This window comes from Bradyrhizobium sp. Bra64, assembly GCF_024519875.1.
In the GTDB taxonomy this organism is placed as follows: domain Bacteria; phylum Pseudomonadota; class Alphaproteobacteria; order Rhizobiales; family Xanthobacteraceae; genus Bradyrhizobium; species Bradyrhizobium japonicum_G.
In genome coordinates this window covers 1,078,959-1,095,389 of the sequence record NZ_JALJRD010000001.1, presented here as the reverse complement: position 1 = coordinate 1,095,389, position 16,431 = coordinate 1,078,959, and the positions used below count along the sequence as shown (strand labels likewise).

Genomic DNA, 16,431 nt, shown 5'->3' with positions numbered 1-16,431 from the left:
TAAGCTAACCCAATGACGTCATTCAGAAACCAGATCGACGCGCGTTAAGCGTTCGCCAAGCTCAGAAGAGGCCGCCGGGTCTTTGAGCCTGCGCGGACAGGGTAGGAATGAAACCGACCGATATCGCGGCCCCCGACTACTTTCACAAAGTGGTCGATTGCCAATGGGCCTGTCCTGCGCACACCCCCGTTCCCGAATACATCCGACTGATCGCCCAAGGCCGCTACAGCGACGCCTACATGATCAATTGGAAATCGAACGTGTTTCCCGGAATTCTGGGACGCACCTGCGATCGTCCATGCGAGCCGGCATGCCGCCGCGGACGCGTCGAGGAAACGCCGGTCGCGATCTGCCGCCTCAAGCGCGTCGCTGCCGACTTCAAGGACGACATTACGCATCGCCTGCCGAAGCCCTCCGCGAAAAACGGCAAGCGCGTCGCATTCGTCGGCGGCGGCCCCGCGTCGCTGACGGTGGCGCGCGACCTCGCGCCGCTCGGCTATCACTGCACCGTGTTCGACGGCGATCCGGAAGCCGGCGGCATGATGCGCACGCAGATCCCGAAATTCCGCCTGCCCAACTCGGTGATCGACGAGGAGACCGGCTACATCCTGGATCTCGGCGTCGAGTTTAGGGGCGGCCACCGCATCGAGAGCATGAAGGCGCTGCTCGCGGAGAAGTATGACGCGATCTTCGTCGGCTCCGGCGCGCCGCGCGGTCGCGAGCTCGACATTCCCGGCCGGAAAGAAGCTGCCGCCCACGTCCATATCGGCATCGACTGGCTGTCCTCGGTGTCGTTCGGCCACACCGACAAGATCGGCAAGCGCGTGGTCGTGCTCGGCGGCGGCAACACTGCGATGGATTGCTGCCGCACCGCGCGCCGGCTCGGCGGCGAGGACGTCAAGGTCGTCGTGCGCTCCGGCTTCGAGGAGATGAAGGCCTCGCCCTGGGAGAAGGAGGATGCGATCCACGAGGACATCCCGATCCTCAACTTCCTTGTTCCGGTTTCCTTCATCCACGACAACGGCAAGCTCACCGGCATCACCTTCCAGAAGGTGAAGGCCGAGTACGACGCCAAGGGCCGCCGCAATCTCGTTCCGTCAGGCGAACCCGACCAGACCATCGAATGCGACGACGTGCTGGTCGCGGTCGGCCAGGAGAATGCCTTCCCCTGGATCGAGCAGGATTGCGGCATCGAGTTCGACAAATGGCATATGCCCAAGGTCGATCCGAAGACGTTCGTCTCGACCAACCCCAAGGTCTTCTTCGGCGGCGACGCCGCGTTCGGTCCGAAGAACATCATATGGGCCGTGGCCCAAGGCCATGACGCCGCGCTGTCGATCCACAAGCTGCTGTCGGGCGAGGACATCACCGAACGGCCGCTGCCGGAGGTGAATGTTTCCTCGCAAAAGATGGGCATCCACGAATGGAGCTATGACAACGACATCTCCAACGACAAGCGCTTCAAGGTGCCGCATCGCGACAAGGTGATCGCGCTGAAGGACATCCGCACCGAGGTCGAGCTTGGCTACGACGTCAAGCTGGCGCTGGGCGAGGCCGAGCGCTGCCTGAACTGCGACGTCCAGACCGTGTTCTCGACTTCGCTCTGCATCGAGTGCGACGCCTGCGTCGACATCTGCCCGATGGACTGCATCACCTTCACGGAGAATGGCGAGGAAGCCGATCTGCGCCAGCGCCTGAAGGCACCGTCGCTACACCCCGACCAGGACCTTTACGTCTCCGGCGACCTCAAGACCGGACGCGTGATGGTCAAGGACGAGGATGTCTGCCTGCATTGCGGGCTGTGCGCCGAGCGTTGTCCCACCGGAGCCTGGGACATGCAGAAATATTTGATCGAAATGACTCAAGCGGGATCATCATGTCCGACAAGAAGCCGATCAGCAGCGTAAACGACTTCGTCGTCCGTTTCGCCAACGTCAACGGATCGGGTTCGGCCAGCGCCAACGAGATGTTCGCGCGCGCGATCCTGCGCCATGGCGTTCCGGTGTCACCGCGCAACATCTTCCCTTCCAACATCCAGGGGCTACCGACCTGGTACGAGGTGCGGGTGACCGAAGACGGCCATCTCGGCGCTCGCGGCGGCGTCGACATGATGGTGGCGATGAACCCGCAGACCTGGGACAAGGACGTCGCCGGCATCGAGCCCGGCGGATATCTGTTCTACGATTCCACCAAGCCGATGCCGTCGACCAAATTCCGCGACGACATCACCGTGATCGGCGTGCCGCTGACGGCGATCACCAACTCGACCTACACCGATCCGCGCCAGCGCCAGCTGTTCAAGAACATCATCTATCTCGGCGCGCTCAGTGCGCTGCTCGACATGGACCCGAAGCTGATCGAGCAGCTGATCGGCGAGCAGTACAAGGGCAAGGAGAAGCTGCTCTCCTCCAACGTCCACGCACTGCATCTCGGCCGCGACTGGGCGCTGCAGAACCTCAAATGCCCGATCGGTCTGCGCGTGAAGAAGTCCGACAAGGTCGGCGACCGCATCTTCATCGAGGGCAACAGCGCCGCCGCGCTCGGTGCCGTCTATGGCGGCGCGACGGTGTGCGCCTGGTATCCGATCACGCCGTCGTCGTCGGTGGCGGAAGCCTTTACCGCCCATTGCAAGAAGTACCGGCACGACCCTGATACTGGCATGGCGAAATACGCCATCGTACAGGGCGAGGACGAGCTTGCCTCGATCGGCATCGTGATCGGCGCCTCCTGGAACGGCGCCCGCGCCTTCACCGCGACCTCCGGCCCCGGCATATCGCTGATGACCGAGTTCATCGGCCTGTCATACTTCGCCGAAATTCCGGCCGTGATCATGAACATCCAGCGCGCCGGCCCCTCGACCGGGATGCCGACCCGCACCCAGCAATGCGACATCATCGCCTGTGCCTATGCCTCGCACGGCGACACCAAGCACGTGCTGCTGTTCCCGGAAGATCCCGCAGAAGCGTTCGAATTCGCGGCCGCCGCCTTCGATCTCGCCGAGCGGCTCCAGACCACGATCTTCCTGATGCTCGACCTCGACATCGGCATGAACCACCGGCTCTGCCGTCCGCTGAAATGGGATGACGCAAGGCAGTACGACCGCGGCAAGGTGATGACCGCGGCGATGCTGGAGGAAGGCCGCGACTTCGGCCGCTATCTCGACGTCGACGGCGACGGCATCCCCTACCGCACCTATCCCGGCACGCATCCGACCAAGGGCTCCTATTTTACCCGCGGCACGTCGCGCGATCGCTATGCGCGTTACTCCGAGGAAGGCTCGGTCTACGCCGACAACATGCAGCGCCTGATGCGCAAGTTCGAGACCGCGCAGGATCTGGTCCCGCGTCCGCTCCAGGCCAATGCCGAACGTCCGACCAAATACGGCGTGATCTATTTCGGCTCGACCTCGCCGGCGATGGACGAGGCGATCGCCCTTCTGGAAGCACGCGGGCATCAGCTCGACCGCCTGCGCATCCGCGCCTTCCCGTTCCACTCCAGCGTCGCGAGCTTCCTCGCCGAGCACGATTTCGTCTACGTGGTCGAGCAGAACCGCGACAGCCAGCTGCGCCAGCTCATCGTCAACGAGAACGGCATCGACCCGGTGCGGCTCGTGCCGATCGTGCATTACGACGGCTCGCCGATCACCGCCCGTTTCATCGCAAAAGCCATTGGCGACCACCAGGATCACCTCAAGGTGACCCCGCTCCGCAAGGCCGTGTCATGACCTACATTGCAAAGCCGAAATTCCACCATCCGGGCCTCAAGAAGAACGAGCTCGGCTACACCCACCGCGACTACGAAGGCAAGATCTCGACGCTGTGCGCCGGCTGCGGCCACGATTCGATCACGGCCTCGATCATCGAGGCCTGCTACGAGCTGTCGATCGAGCCGCACCGGGTGGCAAAAATCTCCGGCATCGGCTGCTCGTCGAAGACGCCGGACTATTTCCTCGGCAATTCGCACGGCTTCAACTCCGTGCACGGCCGCATGCCGTCGGTGCTGACCGGCGCCAACCTCGCCAACCGCGACCTGATCTATCTCGGCGTCTCCGGCGACGGCGATTCCGCCTCGATCGGCTTCGGCCAGTTCGCCCATTCGATCCGGCGCGGCGTCAACATGACCTATATCGTCGAGAACAACGGCGTCTACGGCCTGACCAAGGGGCAGTTCTCGGCGACCGCCGATCGCGGCTCGAAGTCCAAGAAGGGTGTCACCAATACCGACAACGCCATCGATCTCGTCGCGATCGCACTTCAACTGGGCGCCACTTTCGTCGCGCGCTCGTTCTCCGGCGACAAGACCCAGCTGGTGCCGCTGATTGCGGCGGCGATCCGCCACAAGGGCGCGTCCTTCATCGACGTCATCAGCCCCTGCATCGCCTTCAACAACCACGCCGGCTCGACCAAGAGCTTCGACTACGTCCGCGAGCACAATGACGCGGTCAACCGGCTCGACGTGCTGGTCGGCCGCGACCTGATCGCGGTGGATTACGCGCCGGGCACCGTGCAAATGGTCGAGCAGCATGACGGCAGCAAGATCGCGCTGCGCAAGATCGACGCCGACTACGATCCGCACGACCGGCTCGGCGCGCAGACGTTCCTCGCGAGGCACGCCGCCAAGGGGCAGATCGTCACCGGGCTCCTCTATGTCGACCCCGATGCGGAAGATATGCACGCGCATCTCAACACGGTCGAGACGCCGCTCAACACGCTGGAAGCGGACACGCTGTGCCCGGGCTCGGCGGCACTGGACAAGTTCAACGCCAGCCTGCGCTGATCATTTGCCGCGCTGAAGCGGCGGCCTGACGCGCACGGTGATCTTATCCGACACGACAGGCGGCTCGAACGGATAGTGTTTCGCGTCGCCCAGCACCAGCTGAAGGGTATGGGTCCCGGGCGGAAGCTCGAGAAATGTTTCGGTTTGCCCTGCCCCGAAATGCAGATGCGACTTGTCCTGCAGGATCGGCTCCTTCGGATCGAGGGGTTCGCTGACGTCGACCAGCAAATGATGATGGCCGGCGTTCTGGTAGTCGTCGCCGGCATGCGTCACGCCCATGTTGCGCAGGCCGAACCGAACCAGGAATCCGCCGCGCACCTTCTGCCCGTCATACGGGGTGATGAAATAGAGCTTTGCGTCCTTGGGAGCGGTCTTGCCCTGCGAACAGGCGATGCCTGGAATCAATGCGAGCGCAGCCGACAGCACAACGCAGCGAAGGATTTGCATCAGATTTACTCCAGCACCTAGGGACTGAGAGCGACGCGGAATCCATGCGTCGGGTAACGAACATTGGTATCGTAACCATCGCGGTTGGACGGTCGCACGTATCGCGAGTCGTTCTTCCAGGAGCCCGAGCGCAGGACGTGCGAGCTGCAGTCCCCCCCACTCCATGCCGAGCCGTCATTGGGCGCGCCTTGATAGGTCTTGTGCCAGCAATCCTCGACCCATTGGTCGACGCCGCCGCCCATATCGTAGAGCCCGAAGGGATTGGGCTTGAAGCTGCCGACTTTCGCCGGCTGCTCGGCCGCGGCGTCGCCGCAATCCTTGCACCCGGCCATGCCCGGCTGGAGCTTGTCGCCCCACCAGTATTTGGTCTGCGTTCCGCCCCGCGCCGCATATTCCCATTCGGCTTCGCTTGGGAGCCGGTACGACTTCGTTGTCGCCTGCGCGAGAAACGCAGCATATTGCTGTGCGTCGGTCCAACTCGCATTGGTGATCGGCGCATCGTCCTTGCCGACGGCAGTGAAGGCGCACGCCTTTGCGGCTGCGCATTCGTTCCACTGCTGCACCGTCACCGGGTATTTGCCGATCGCGAACGGCTTGATCGCGACCTGGTGGACGGGTCTTTCCGTCGGGTCATCGTTGCTGCCCATCGCGAAACTGCCGCCGCGGATCGCAACCATTTCCGGCTCCTGGACCGACGTCGTGGATTGCGTCGGAGCTGGCGACGGCGAGGTTGTGGGCGCCGCTGTGATCGAGGGAGCAGCCGCAGGTGCTGTCTGCGGCGCCTGGGTCGAAGAACCGGGTTCGGCTTGAGCGGATTGCGACGTGGGGGATGCTGCCGGAACCGGCAGCGGGGGAGCCGCAGCCTGCTCGCCGGGGCTGTGTGGCTGCATGAGCAGATACCAAAGTACGCCGCTCGCAATAACAAGCAGTGTCAGTCCCAGCAGGAATATCAGCACATTCTCGCGCCGACCGCGCGTCCTGCCCACGGCATCCGCATCCGGCAGCACACGATAGATGCGCACGGGATCGGTGATGTTCTTCACCTTGCGGTCGCCAAGCGCTTCGTAACCGCACACCACCTTGTGCTTGATCTGCTCGTAGATCGCGCCCGAGATATAGACCTGACCGGGCTCGGCGATGCCCTCGATCCGCGTGGCGATGTTGACGCCATCGCCATAGACGTCGTCCGGCTCCACGATGACGTCACCGAGATTGACTCCAATCCGGTATTCGATCCGGGACTCCTTCGCCAGCGAGGCGTTGCGGCCAATGAGATTTTGCTGGATGACGATACTGCAGCGGACGGCCTCAACCGGACTGTCGAAAATAGCGATGAAGCCGTCCCCCGTCGTCTTCACCAGGCTGCCGTGATGCTCGACGATACTGGGCTCGATGAGGTCCCGCTCGATCCGCTTGACGCGAACATGCGTGCCTTCCTCGTCGGCCTGCATCAAGCGACTGTAGGAAGCAATGTCTCCGACAATAATCGCCGCGAGACGACGAGACATCCTGCCGTTTGGCGGCGGGTCATCGTGGCTTCCGGATCTGAAGTTGCGAATTTCGCCCATTGCGGGGCACTCCACAAACTTGCAAGAGGCAGCCGCACCCTACGACTTCGAGAGGCATTCGTCTGTGAAGGCTATCACACTGACGAATCGGGACAATGTCGAAGGATCAGCCGACATCGAGTTCCAGCGAACCGAGGGCTTGCATTGCGTGAACCTTCCTGGCCCGGCCTGCGACTAAGGCAACGCACGGAGCCTCGATCACAGCTCGCTGGAAGCGGGCACGCTGTGCCCGGACTCGGCGCATCGCGCTCTAATGGACCGGCTCGGGTTCGGGCTCGGTTGCGGAGCGGCCCGAATATGCCAACCGGCCGGCCGTCCAGTATTGCCGGCAGGTTTCGAATAGCGCTTCGCCGTCCATGGTCAGGCCGCCTGCATTGACGAGCACGCCGTCCGCGCCGATCGGCTTGTTCATCAGCGACAAGACGCGCTTCAGAAAGCTCCCGGCGAACCGGTCGGCGAGAAGAGGATCGAGCTGGAGCACAACGATCTTCTGGCTGCGGTATCGCCACATCGACATGTCCCGCACCGAACGCCAGGAGATGGTGTCATCGGCGATCCTGATATCGCGAATGCCGACACGGGTGACGAAGACGACCGGCTCCCGCGAGGAGATCAGCGTCCGGAGCATCTTGCAGGTGGCCAGGCCGAACAACGCGACGCCGAAATAGCAGATCGCGATCTGGAACGCGGTGATGTTCTTGGCGTCGTGCCAGTTGAATGCGAGTGCGGCACACAGCAGCGTCAGCAACAGGCTGGCTCCGAGGAGCCCGAGCAGCCGCGCCAGGGAATAGCCGATCGCAAGGTTGGGCAAGTTCTGACTTACGGACATCGTGACCGCCACCAGCCATCTGCAACAACCAGGGGAATATCAACGCCCTCCTTCTAGGGCTGGAACCTTGCGCGAGGCTCCCCGCAGCAGGGTGAGGCGGAAGCACTTGAACGCGGGCCGCTCCGCCTGCGACTAACCGCCAACCGGCCCCGCCTCACCAGGCGGGCCGCCGACGGCTCACGCATCCGGTGCGATCATGAAGCTTGCCCTCGTCCTTCCGCTTGCTCTTGCCGCCTACGTCGGCGCTGCCCGGGCCGATGAGGCCGACGACATCCGCGAAGCCACCAAGGCCGAGGCCGAGACCTTCAACGCGCGCATGTATGCGGGCACGCCCGGCAGCAAGGCCTACGCCTGCTTCGTGCGCCGCTACGATGCCGGGCATCTGGCGCGGCATCCGAAGCAGAAGGTCGCCGCCATGAAGCTGCTGATCTCCGCGGAGGCCGACCAGGAAGACAAGCAGCTCCACAACTCCTTCCGCCTCGGCTTCAGATATCGCCATCGCTCGGGCGATTTCGACTCCAGCGGCTCCTGTAACCACGCCGTGTTCACCAAGGACGGCACCGAGATCCGCCTCGGCTGCGGCGTCGACTGCGAAGGCGGCGGCATCGGCGTGGCGCTGTCGAAGGACGACAAATCGGCAATCGTGCGGCTGGCACGGGTCAGGGTCTGGCAGAACAACAAGCCGGATGACGATGCCGAGCAGTCGCTGGTCGCCGGCGCCGACGACGGCATTTTCCGCCTCGACCGCACCGACACCGCGGAGTGCGCCTCGCTCGTGACCGACCGCAAGGAACTCGCCGCCCTCCGTCACAAATGATATGTCTCCGGCAAATTCAGGTCAGCCGAGGGAGATCGCCATGAACCGCCGGAACATCTTGTGGAGCGCCGTCTCGGCGTTGGGCGTCGCGCTTGGCGCCTCCAGCGCCAAGGCCGCGACGGACGCGGGCCCGGGCAACAAGCTCAAGGTGGTCTACCATCTCAGTGACGCCGAGAAGGTCAATTTCGTGCTCGGCAACATCCAGAACCACATCGACGGTGTCGGCGGCCCGGATCACGTCACGATCGCGCTGGTCATCCATGGGCCGGCGCTGAAGGCGTTTCACGCGGCGCAGGCCAACCCCGACGTCAGCAAGCGCGTCGGCGATTTCTCCAAGGACGGCGTCGAACTCGCCGCCTGCGGCAACACGATGAAGGCGCAGAACATCACGCTGACGGATCTGCTGCCGGGCTTCGTCAGCGCGGAGAAAGGCGGCGTGGTCCGCCTCGCCGAGCTTCAATCGCAGGGCTACCTCTATCTGCGGCCGTAGGCGCCGCCACCTCCTCCGTCGTTGCGAGCGTAGCGAAGCAATCCAGTCCGTCCGCGGAGACAGACTGGATTGCTTCGTCGCAAGGGCTCCTCGCAATGACGGTAGTGCGCGTTGCGCCAACGAGTCCACATCCCCCATCGGGCTTGACACACCCATAACCCTACGGTTATGAGTAAATCCATAACTTTCTGGTTATGGATCTTATGTCCGCCGCACCCGACCTTCTTTTCAGAACGCTCGCCGATCCGACGCGGCGAGCGATCTTCGAACGGCTTTGCCGCGAGGGCGAGCAGACCGTCGGGGCACTGACGCTGCGATCGGGCGTTTCCCAGCCGGCGGTCTCGAAACATCTCGGCGCGCTGAAGCAGGCTGGCCTCGTGCGCGACCGGCATGAAGGACGCCAGACGCATTACAGCGCGCAGCCCGGTGCGCTCAATCCGCTGGTCGACTGGACCAGCCAGATGGCCGGCTTCTGGCAGAACCGGCTCGACGCACTCGACGATCTCCTGAAGAGGATGGACCAATGACCGAAGCTGCAACCGAGACACGTTCCGTCGTCATCGAGCGCGAATTTGCCTTTCCCGCAGAGCGGATCTGGCGCGCGCTGACGCAGCCGCATCTGATCGAGGAATGGCTGATGAAGAATGACTTCAAGCCGACCGTCGGCCATCGCTTCAACCTGCGCGGCGAGTGGGGCGGCGTGCTGGACTGCGAGGTGCTTGCCATCGAGCCTCAGCGCACCCTCGCCTACACCTGGAATTTTGCGCATGAGGACGCAGCGTTCGATCTCAAGAGCGTCGTGACCTTCACGCTGACGCCGACGGGTGCGGGCACGCACCTGCGTGTCGAGCAAGCCGGCTTCAGCCCGACGCAGAAGCAGGCTTTTGGCGGCGCGCATGCCGGCTGGAAGCAGTTTTTCGCCAAGCTGGACGAGGTGCTGGCACGGGCTGAGTAGCTCGGCCGGCGTCCGTTCCGATCATTTGCCAAGGAGGTCTCATTGAGCACGAACATGTGGATTCGACAGATTCATCGCTGGCTGTCGATGGCTTTCACGATCGCCGTCATCGCGAACATCGTCGCCATGATCATGCAGCTCCAGGCCGTGTGGATCGGCCTGATGGCGCTGGTCCCGCTGATCCCGCTGCTCGCGACCGGGCTGTATCTGTTCGCACTGCCCTATCTCGGCCGCAGCGACGCTGTGCGAAGCGAGGCGAGATCATGAAGAAAGCCGTGACCGCGACCAGGAGTGGTCCGACGGAAGCAAAGGCAGCCTCACCCTCCAAATTGATCGACGGCAGGATCAAGGAGCTCGGCGACTGGCGCGGCGAAATGCTGGGGAAGATCCGCGGCCTGATCAAGCAGGCCGATCCCGAGGTCGTGGAGGAATGGAAATGGCGCGGCGTTCCCGTGTGGGAGCACGACGGCATCATCTGCACCGGCGAGACCTACAAGGCGGTGGTGAAGATGACGTTTGCCAGGGGCGCGGCGCTGGACGATCCGACCGGCCTGTTCAATTCCAGCCTCGAGGGCAATGTGCGGCGCGCGATCGATTTTCGCGAGGGCGAGAAGATCAACGAGACGGCGCTGAAGGCACTGATCCGCGCGGCCGTGGACTTGAACAGGTCCAAGGCCAGGAAGAAGCCGGCCAAACGTTCGGCATAGACGGCGGCGTCAAGCCGCCGCCGGAATCGGGCGCGGGCTAACCACATATTCGCGCAGGACCTTGTCGTTGGCGTCGACCTCGATCAGCGCGACGTCGTAGGTCCAGAGATCGGCGAGATGCTGGAGCACCCGCTTGGCGTCGGTTTCGTTGAGCTGCGCGCCCTTGATGACATGGTGATGCAGGATCAGCCGGCGGTCGCCGGACAGATCGACGTCGACCACCTCGATATTGGCGTCGATGTAACCGACATCGTGCTGCCGCGCCAGTTCGCGCCGCACCCGGCGGAAGCCGCGCTCGTCGTGGATCGCATCGACCCTTATGCCGGCGCGTTCCTCGGGATCGTCATGCAGGTGGAACATGCGGAGTTGCCGCATCAGCTTCGGGCTCAGGAACTGCGCGATGAAGCTTTCGTCGCGATAATTGGCCCAGACGTCGCGCAGCACGCCCATCACGTCGTTCTTGCCGGCGATGTCCGGGAACCATTCGCGGTCCTCGTCTTCCGGCCTGGTGACGATGCGCTCGATGTCCTGCATCATCGCGAAGCCGAGCGCATAGGGATTGAAGCCTGAGAAGCGCTGATCGTCGAATTCGGGCTGGAACACCACATTGGTGTGCGATCCCAGGAATTCGAGGAAATTGCCGTCGGTGATGCGGCCCTGCTGATGCAGCTTGGTCATGATGCGATAGTGGACGTAGGTCGCCGTCCCCTCGTTCATCACCTTGGTCTGGCTCTGCGGATAGAAATATTGCGCGATGTGGCGGACGATGCGGAGCAGCTCGCGCTGCCAGGGCGCCAGTCGCGGCGCGCTCTTTTCAAGGAAATAGAGCAGGTTTTCCTGCGGCAGGCCGAGCAGCTTGCGGCGGCGTTCGAGCGAGATCGCGGACCGGGTCTTCGACGCTCCCTTTGGCACCGTGCGCCAGAGATCGTTGAAGACTTCCTCTTCGTGCTGGCGGCGGCGCCCTGCCCGCTTCTCTTCCTCGCGCAAATCGAGCTTCTTCTTGCCGGGATAGCGGTCGATGCCGTGCGACATCAGCGCATGCGCAGCATCCAGCGTGCGCTCGACCTCGGTGCGGCCGTAGCGCTCCTCGCATTGCATGACGTAGTTCTTGGCGAAATCGAGGTAGTCCAGGATGCCGTCGGCATCGGTCCACTGCTTGAACAGATAGTTGTTCTTGAAGAAGTGGTTGTGGCCGAAAGCCGCGTGCGCGATCACCAGCGTCTGCATCGTCGCCGTGTTCTCCTCCATCAGATAGGAGATGCAGGGCGAGGAGTTGATCACGATCTCATAAGCGAGCCCCATCAGGCCCTTGCGATAGGACGCTTCGTGGTACGCGAACTGCTTGCCGAACGACCAGTGCTTGTAGAACAAGGGCATGCCGACCGAGGAATAGGCATCCAGCATCTGCTCGGCGGTGATGACCTCGATCTGGTTCGGATAGACGTCGAGCCCGAGATCCTTGAATGCCACCTCCTCGCAGGCATCGGTGATGCGCTGCAAGGTGTGGAAATCCCAATCGGCGCCTTCGAACAAGCGTTCCGTCATGGAGCGGCTTTCTCCTGGGCAGTTTCGCGGCGCTGGAACAGGTCGTGGAACACCGGGAAGATCTCGCTGCGCTCGCTGACCTTGCGCATCGAGAGCGGTGCGCCGCTGTTGCGCAGGCGTTCGTAGAGGGTCCAGAGCGAGGAGTCGGAGAGATCGAAGGCGCTGCCGCCGGACTCGCCGACCTCGAGATAGGCGAAGAACTGGCAGACCGGCAGGATCTTGTCGGTCAGCAGCATGCCCGTGAGCTCGCCGTCGGAATAGGAATTGTCGCCGTCGGAGGCCTGCGCGGCGTAGATGTTCCAGTCCGAGGGATTGAAGCGTTCGCGCACGATCTCGTGCATCGCCTGGAGCGCGCTGGAGACCAGCGTGCCGCCAGAGGCCGGGCCGTAGAAAAACGTCTGCTCGTCCACCTCCTCGGCGCGGTCGGTGTGGCGGATGAAGACGATGTCGACATGCTTGTAGCGGCGCTTCAGGAACACGTAGAGCAGCATGTAGAAGCGCTTGGCCAGATCCTTCATGTGCTCGGACATCGAGCCTGACACGTCCATCAGGCAGAACATCACCGCCTGGGCGACCGGCTTGGGCACCGTCTCGAAGCGGCGGTAGCGGATGTCGAGCGGATCGATGAAGGGAATGCGCTTGGTCTTCGCCTTCAGCTTTTCCAGCTGGGCGAGCAGCACCACCCGCTCGTCCTCGTCCGTGCATGCGGCGATCGCGGCTTCCAGCTCCTCGATCTCGTCCTTGCGCGGACGCTTGAGCGCGATGCGGCGCGCGAGCGCGAGCCGCACCGTCCGGCTGACGGAGATATTCGCCGGCGAGCCGGACGTGGTGTAGCCGGCGCGCTGGATGCCCTCGCTCTCGGTCTGCGCGATCTTGCGCTTGGCAAGATCAGGCAGCTCGAGGTCGTCGAGGAAGAGATCGACGAACTCGTCGCGGCTCAGCACGAAGCGGAAGGCGTCCTCGCTGTCGCCTTCGCCCGGACCGGAATCCTTGGCGCTGCCCTGCCCCGAGCGTTGGAGGTAGTCGCCTTCGATGAACTTCTTGTTCCCGGGCAGCACCATGTCGCGCGTGCCGCCTTCGCGGCGGAAACGCGGCTCGTGCATGCCGTCGAGCGGTATCGTGATCTCACCACCCTCCAGGACGTCCTTGATGTCGCGTTCCTGCGAGGTCTTCTTGACGGCGCCCTGCACCAGGGATTTGGCCCGACGCAAGAACCGCTGCCGGTTCTCAAGACTCTTGCCGCCTGGATTCAGGCGCCTGTCAATGATGTGAATGGCCACTTTCTCATCCGCCTCAACCGGCTTGCTTCACGCGCATGTACCATTCGACCAGACGGCGAACCTGACGCTCGGTGTAGCCGCGCTCCACCATGCGTGCGACGAACTCGCCGTGCTTCTTCTCCGTCTCGCCGTCCTTCTTCGACCCGAACGAGATGACCGGAAGCAGGTCCTCGACCTGGGAGAATATCCGCTTTTCGATCACATCGCGAATCTTCTCGTAGGAGATCCAGGTCGGATTCTTGCCGCCGTTCTGGGCCCGCGACCGTAACGAGAATTTGACCACCTCGTTGCGGAAATCCTTGGGGTTGGCGATGCCCGCCGGCTTCTCGATCTTGGTCAGTTCCTGGTTCAACAGTTCGCGATCGAGCAGCTGGCCGGTATCTGCATCCTTGAAGTCCTGGTCCTCGATCCAGGCGTCGGCATAGTCGACGTAGCGATCGAACAGGTTCTGGCCGTAATCCGAGTAGGATTCGAGATAGGCCTTCTGGATCTCGTTGCCGATGAACTCGGCATAACGCGGCGCCAGATCCGCCTTGATGAATTCGAGGTAGCGCTTCTCGACTTCCTCGGGCAGCTGCTCGCGCTTGATCGACTGCTCCAGCGCGTACATCAGGTGCACGGCGTCGGCGGCAACTTCCTGCGGATCATGGTTGAAGGTCGCGGCCAGGATCTTGAAGGCAAAGCGCGTGGAGACGCCGTCCATGCCCTCGTCGACGCCGGCGGCGTCGCGATATTCCTGGACACTGCGCGCCTTCGGATCGGATTCCTTCAGGCTCTCGCCGTCGTAAACCCGCATCTTGGCGAACACCGTGGAATTCTCGTGCCGGCGCAGACGCGACATCACCGAGAACCGCGCCAGCGTCTCCAGCGTCGAGGGCGCGCAAGGCGCGGAGGCGAGCTCGGAGCCCTGGATCAGCTTCTCGTAGATCTTCTGCTCTTCGGTGATCCGCAGGCAGTATGGCACCTTGATCACGCAGATGCGGTCGATGAAGGCTTCGTTGTTCTTGTTGGCCTTGAAGCTCGACCACTCGGCCTCGTTGGAGTGCGCGAGAATGACGCCGGTGAACGGAATCGCGCCGATGTTCTCGGTTCCGATATAGTTGCCTTCCTGCGTCGCGGTGAGCAGCGGGTGCAGCATCTTGATCGGCGCCTTGAACATCTCGACGAACTCGAGCACGCCCTGGTTGGCGCGGTTGAGGCCGCCGGAATAGCTGTAGGCGTCGGGGTCGTTCTGCGCGTAGGTCTCCAGCTTGCGGATGTCGACCTTGCCGACCAGCGAGGAGATGTCCTGGTTGTTCTCGTCACCCGGCTCGGTCTTGGCGATCGCGATCTGGCGCAGCCGCGACGGCTGGATCTTTGCGACCCGAAACTGGGAAATGTCGCCGCCGAAGGCTTCCAGCCGCTTGTAGCACCACGGGCTCATCAGGCCGGTGAGCCGGCGGCGCGGAATGCCGTACTTCTCTTCCAGCATCGGACCGAGCTGATCCGGATCGAACAGGCTGAGCGGGCTCTCGAACACGGGCGAGAGTTCGTCGCCGGCCTTGAGCACGTAGATCGGGTGCACTTCCATCAGCGACTTCAGCCGCTCGGCGAGCGAGGATTTGCCGCCGCCGACCGGGCCGAGCAGATAGAGGATCTGCTTGCGCTCTTCGAGGCCCTGCGCCGCGTGACGGAAGAAACCAACGATGCGCTCGATGGTTTCTTCCATGCCGTAGAAGCCGGCAAAGGCCGGATAGGTGCGGATCGTGCGGTTCAAAAAAATACGGCCAAGGCGTGGGTCCTTGGCCGTGTCAATCGTCTGGGGTTCACCGATCGCTGCTAGCAGTCGCTCGGCCGCATTCGCGTATTTCATGGGATCGCTTCGACACGATTCCAGATATTCCGCCATCGACATGTCGTGCTGGCTTCTCGCCTCGAACGACTTAGCGAAAGCGTTGAATAGCGAATCGTTGTACATGATCCCTCTCCGCGTGAGTTCCGCTACAAGCTGAAACGAAAGCAGTTACCGGACCGTTCCTCAGGCCGGATCGAATCAGCGTGAGCACATGACGATCATTGGACACCCGGGTGTCGACTCGACGCAACGCACAACGTAGGCACTCGTTGAGTTACGAACAGGCACATGCCTGTAATTTGTGCGAATCTCTCTCTATATTGGCGCATTTCCAGAAAATGTCACTCGGTCGCAACATCCGGGCATTACCGGATATGAGGCCATCCGGCGCCGCAGCATAGCGATCGGCGAGCGGCGATCTTATGACGCTTGTACGGCGAAGCCTTGCGCGCCGCGTTCATCTTCCTGCTGCAATGCGGTGCGCGGAGCTCTGGCCGCGTGACAGTCGCGGCAGGCGCGAAGCAGTGTATCAAAATCGGTCGCCAGGTCCTCCGTCCGGATGACGATCCGATCGCCCTGCGCACTTCGGGCCAGGGTGCGGATGCTGCGGAGCTGCCGCTGCAAGGCCGGCGTCGGCGTCAGCACGATCATCTTGCGCCCGCGGCGTTCTTCAGCCGAGATCCTCGCGATCGAGTCCCACAGCAGAAATTCATTGCCGATGCGGAGGTCGCGGATGCCATAGGGGGTGACGACCACCACCGGTCCCCGCTCGGCGGGGAGCATCCAGATCAGCCGGATGGTCAACAGGGCGAACACCGCGACGCCGGCAGAGCCGGCCACGGTATCGTAATCGCCAAGACCGTCCCACCAGTCGAAGGCGAGGGTTGCGCTGAGCAACGTCATCGCGAAGCCCGCCGCGATCAGCAGCCGCAGTTGGACGGTACATGGACCGATTTCGAGGTCGGGGGACGCGTCGACGCATGGGGTCGCCGCGGTCGATGGCGGGCTCTCCGCGATCGCGAGCGTCAGACGGTCATGATGTGCGTGCATGCTTACCCCCAGCATGGCCATTCGCGACCGAGCCACAATGCATCAGGCGGACCGGAATCCGCCGATGGTAATCCGCGCAGCCACGAGCGACGAGGCGAAGCAGCTGACGTTACGCAACCAGACTTCGGCCGAT

The 16,431-nt window shown here is 63.0% G+C and carries 16 protein-coding genes; 9 read left to right on the top strand and 7 right to left on the bottom strand.

Annotation, left to right across the window (positions count from 1 at the left end):
• Positions 1-107: 107 nt before the first annotated feature.
• Genes NR187_RS05255 through NR187_RS05245 form a run of 3 tightly spaced genes read left to right on the top strand, consistent with a single transcriptional unit; the run spans position 108 to position 4,776 of the window.
• Entirely contained in the window at positions 108-1,907 is a 1,800-nt protein-coding gene (locus NR187_RS05255) for an FAD-dependent oxidoreductase (protein WP_256805915.1), read from the top strand.
• A complete protein-coding gene (locus NR187_RS05250; protein ID WP_211384363.1) occupies positions 1,877-3,724 on the top strand; it encodes a 2-oxoacid:acceptor oxidoreductase subunit alpha in 1,848 nt (615 codons plus the stop codon). The genes NR187_RS05255 and NR187_RS05250 overlap by 31 nt, the downstream gene beginning before the upstream one ends.
• Positions 3,721-4,776 carry a 2-oxoacid:ferredoxin oxidoreductase subunit beta gene (locus tag NR187_RS05245; RefSeq protein WP_256805914.1) on the top strand — a complete coding sequence of 352 codons (1,056 nt, stop codon included), beginning with the start codon at positions 3,721-3,723 and terminating at the stop codon, positions 4,774-4,776. Before NR187_RS05250 ends, NR187_RS05245 begins: the two co-directional genes overlap by 4 nt.
• On the opposite strand, the gene NR187_RS05240 is transcribed toward NR187_RS05245, so the two are convergent.
• From NR187_RS05240 to NR187_RS05230, 3 genes are all read right to left on the bottom strand, one after another.
• The gene (locus tag NR187_RS05240) at positions 4,777-5,223 is read right to left on the bottom strand and encodes a DUF4399 domain-containing protein (RefSeq protein WP_211384361.1); all 447 of its coding nucleotides are present in this window, start codon (positions 5,221-5,223) and stop codon (positions 4,777-4,779) included.
• Between the two features lie 17 nt (positions 5,224-5,240).
• Positions 5,241-6,791, bottom strand: a complete 1,551-nt coding sequence (locus tag NR187_RS05235; protein WP_256805913.1) for an SUMF1/EgtB/PvdO family nonheme iron enzyme — start codon at positions 6,789-6,791, stop codon at positions 5,241-5,243.
• A 250-nt stretch (positions 6,792-7,041) separates the two neighbouring features.
• Positions 7,042-7,620: an STM3941 family protein gene (locus NR187_RS05230; protein ID WP_211384359.1), complete on the bottom strand. Its 579-nt coding sequence runs from the start codon at positions 7,618-7,620 to the stop codon at positions 7,042-7,044.
• 196 nt (positions 7,621-7,816) lie between these two features.
• On the opposite strand from NR187_RS05230, the gene NR187_RS05225 reads away from it, so the two are divergent.
• The 6 genes from NR187_RS05225 (at position 7,817) to NR187_RS05200 (ending at position 10,589) form a co-directional block, all read left to right on the top strand.
• On the top strand, positions 7,817-8,437 hold the full coding sequence (locus NR187_RS05225) for a hypothetical protein (RefSeq protein ID WP_211384358.1): 621 nt from the start codon (positions 7,817-7,819) through the stop codon (positions 8,435-8,437).
• A gap of 40 nt (positions 8,438-8,477) precedes the next feature.
• Positions 8,478-8,927, top strand: a complete 450-nt coding sequence (locus NR187_RS05220; RefSeq protein WP_211384357.1) for a DsrE family protein — start codon at positions 8,478-8,480, stop codon at positions 8,925-8,927.
• Between the two features lie 203 nt (positions 8,928-9,130).
• A complete protein-coding gene (locus tag NR187_RS05215; RefSeq protein ID WP_211384356.1) occupies positions 9,131-9,454 on the top strand; it encodes a helix-turn-helix transcriptional regulator in 324 nt (107 codons plus the stop codon).
• The gene (locus NR187_RS05210; RefSeq protein ID WP_211384355.1) at positions 9,451-9,882 is read left to right on the top strand and encodes an SRPBCC domain-containing protein; all 432 of its coding nucleotides are present in this window, start codon (positions 9,451-9,453) and stop codon (positions 9,880-9,882) included. The genes NR187_RS05215 and NR187_RS05210 overlap by 4 nt, the downstream gene beginning before the upstream one ends.
• Before the next feature lie 54 nt (positions 9,883-9,936).
• Positions 9,937-10,149: a hypothetical protein gene (locus NR187_RS05205; protein WP_372702963.1), complete on the top strand. Its 213-nt coding sequence runs from the start codon at positions 9,937-9,939 to the stop codon at positions 10,147-10,149.
• Positions 10,146-10,589: a DUF1801 domain-containing protein gene (locus tag NR187_RS05200; RefSeq protein WP_211384353.1), complete on the top strand. Its 444-nt coding sequence runs from the start codon at positions 10,146-10,148 to the stop codon at positions 10,587-10,589. Before NR187_RS05205 ends, NR187_RS05200 begins: the two co-directional genes overlap by 4 nt.
• 9 nt (positions 10,590-10,598) lie before the next feature.
• Here NR187_RS05200 and NR187_RS05195 read toward each other — a convergent pair whose 3' ends face one another.
• The 4 genes from NR187_RS05195 to NR187_RS05180 form a co-directional block, all read right to left on the bottom strand.
• Positions 10,599-12,134, bottom strand: coding sequence for a SpoVR family protein (locus NR187_RS05195; protein ID WP_211384352.1), 1,536 nt, complete (start codon positions 12,132-12,134; stop codon positions 10,599-10,601).
• A complete protein-coding gene (locus NR187_RS05190; protein ID WP_211384798.1) occupies positions 12,131-13,408 on the bottom strand; it encodes a YeaH/YhbH family protein in 1,278 nt (425 codons plus the stop codon). The genes NR187_RS05195 and NR187_RS05190 overlap by 4 nt, the downstream gene beginning before the upstream one ends.
• A gap of 19 nt (positions 13,409-13,427) precedes the next feature.
• The gene (locus tag NR187_RS05185) at positions 13,428-15,371 is read right to left on the bottom strand and encodes a PrkA family serine protein kinase (RefSeq protein ID WP_211384351.1); all 1,944 of its coding nucleotides are present in this window, start codon (positions 15,369-15,371) and stop codon (positions 13,428-13,430) included.
• A 297-nt stretch (positions 15,372-15,668) separates the two neighbouring features.
• Entirely contained in the window at positions 15,669-16,319 is a 651-nt protein-coding gene (locus NR187_RS05180; protein ID WP_211384350.1) for an STM3941 family protein, read from the bottom strand.
• Positions 16,320-16,431 lie beyond the last annotated feature (112 nt).

What these genes read in the sequence shown, in the direction of transcription:
- NR187_RS05245 (WP_256805914.1), top strand. Translation starts at nt 3,721, where the DNA reads ATGACCTACATTGCAAAGCCGAAATTCCACCATCCGGGCCTCAAGAAG.
- NR187_RS05205 (WP_372702963.1), top strand. Translation starts at nt 9,937, where the DNA reads ATGTGGATTCGACAGATTCATCGCTGGCTGTCGATGGCTTTCACGATC.
- NR187_RS05235 (WP_256805913.1), bottom strand. Translation starts at nt 6,791, where the DNA reads ATGGGCGAAATTCGCAACTTCAGATCCGGAAGCCACGATGACCCGCCG.
- NR187_RS05240 (WP_211384361.1), bottom strand. Translation starts at nt 5,223, where the DNA reads ATGCAAATCCTTCGCTGCGTTGTGCTGTCGGCTGCGCTCGCATTGATT.
- NR187_RS05230 (WP_211384359.1), bottom strand. Translation starts at nt 7,620, where the DNA reads ATGTCCGTAAGTCAGAACTTGCCCAACCTTGCGATCGGCTATTCCCTG.
- NR187_RS05225 (WP_211384358.1), top strand. Translation starts at nt 7,817, where the DNA reads ATGAAGCTTGCCCTCGTCCTTCCGCTTGCTCTTGCCGCCTACGTCGGC.
- NR187_RS05185 (WP_211384351.1), bottom strand. Translation starts at nt 15,371, where the DNA reads ATGTACAACGATTCGCTATTCAACGCTTTCGCTAAGTCGTTCGAGGCG.
- NR187_RS05250 (WP_211384363.1), top strand. Translation starts at nt 1,877, where the DNA reads ATGTCCGACAAGAAGCCGATCAGCAGCGTAAACGACTTCGTCGTCCGT.
- NR187_RS05200 (WP_211384353.1), top strand. Translation starts at nt 10,146, where the DNA reads ATGAAGAAAGCCGTGACCGCGACCAGGAGTGGTCCGACGGAAGCAAAG.
- NR187_RS05210 (WP_211384355.1), top strand. Translation starts at nt 9,451, where the DNA reads ATGACCGAAGCTGCAACCGAGACACGTTCCGTCGTCATCGAGCGCGAA.
- NR187_RS05195 (WP_211384352.1), bottom strand. Translation starts at nt 12,134, where the DNA reads ATGACGGAACGCTTGTTCGAAGGCGCCGATTGGGATTTCCACACCTTG.
- NR187_RS05180 (WP_211384350.1), bottom strand. Translation starts at nt 16,319, where the DNA reads ATGGCCATGCTGGGGGTAAGCATGCACGCACATCATGACCGTCTGACG.
- NR187_RS05255 (WP_256805915.1), top strand. Translation starts at nt 108, where the DNA reads ATGAAACCGACCGATATCGCGGCCCCCGACTACTTTCACAAAGTGGTC.
- NR187_RS05220 (WP_211384357.1), top strand. Translation starts at nt 8,478, where the DNA reads ATGAACCGCCGGAACATCTTGTGGAGCGCCGTCTCGGCGTTGGGCGTC.
- NR187_RS05215 (WP_211384356.1), top strand. Translation starts at nt 9,131, where the DNA reads ATGTCCGCCGCACCCGACCTTCTTTTCAGAACGCTCGCCGATCCGACG.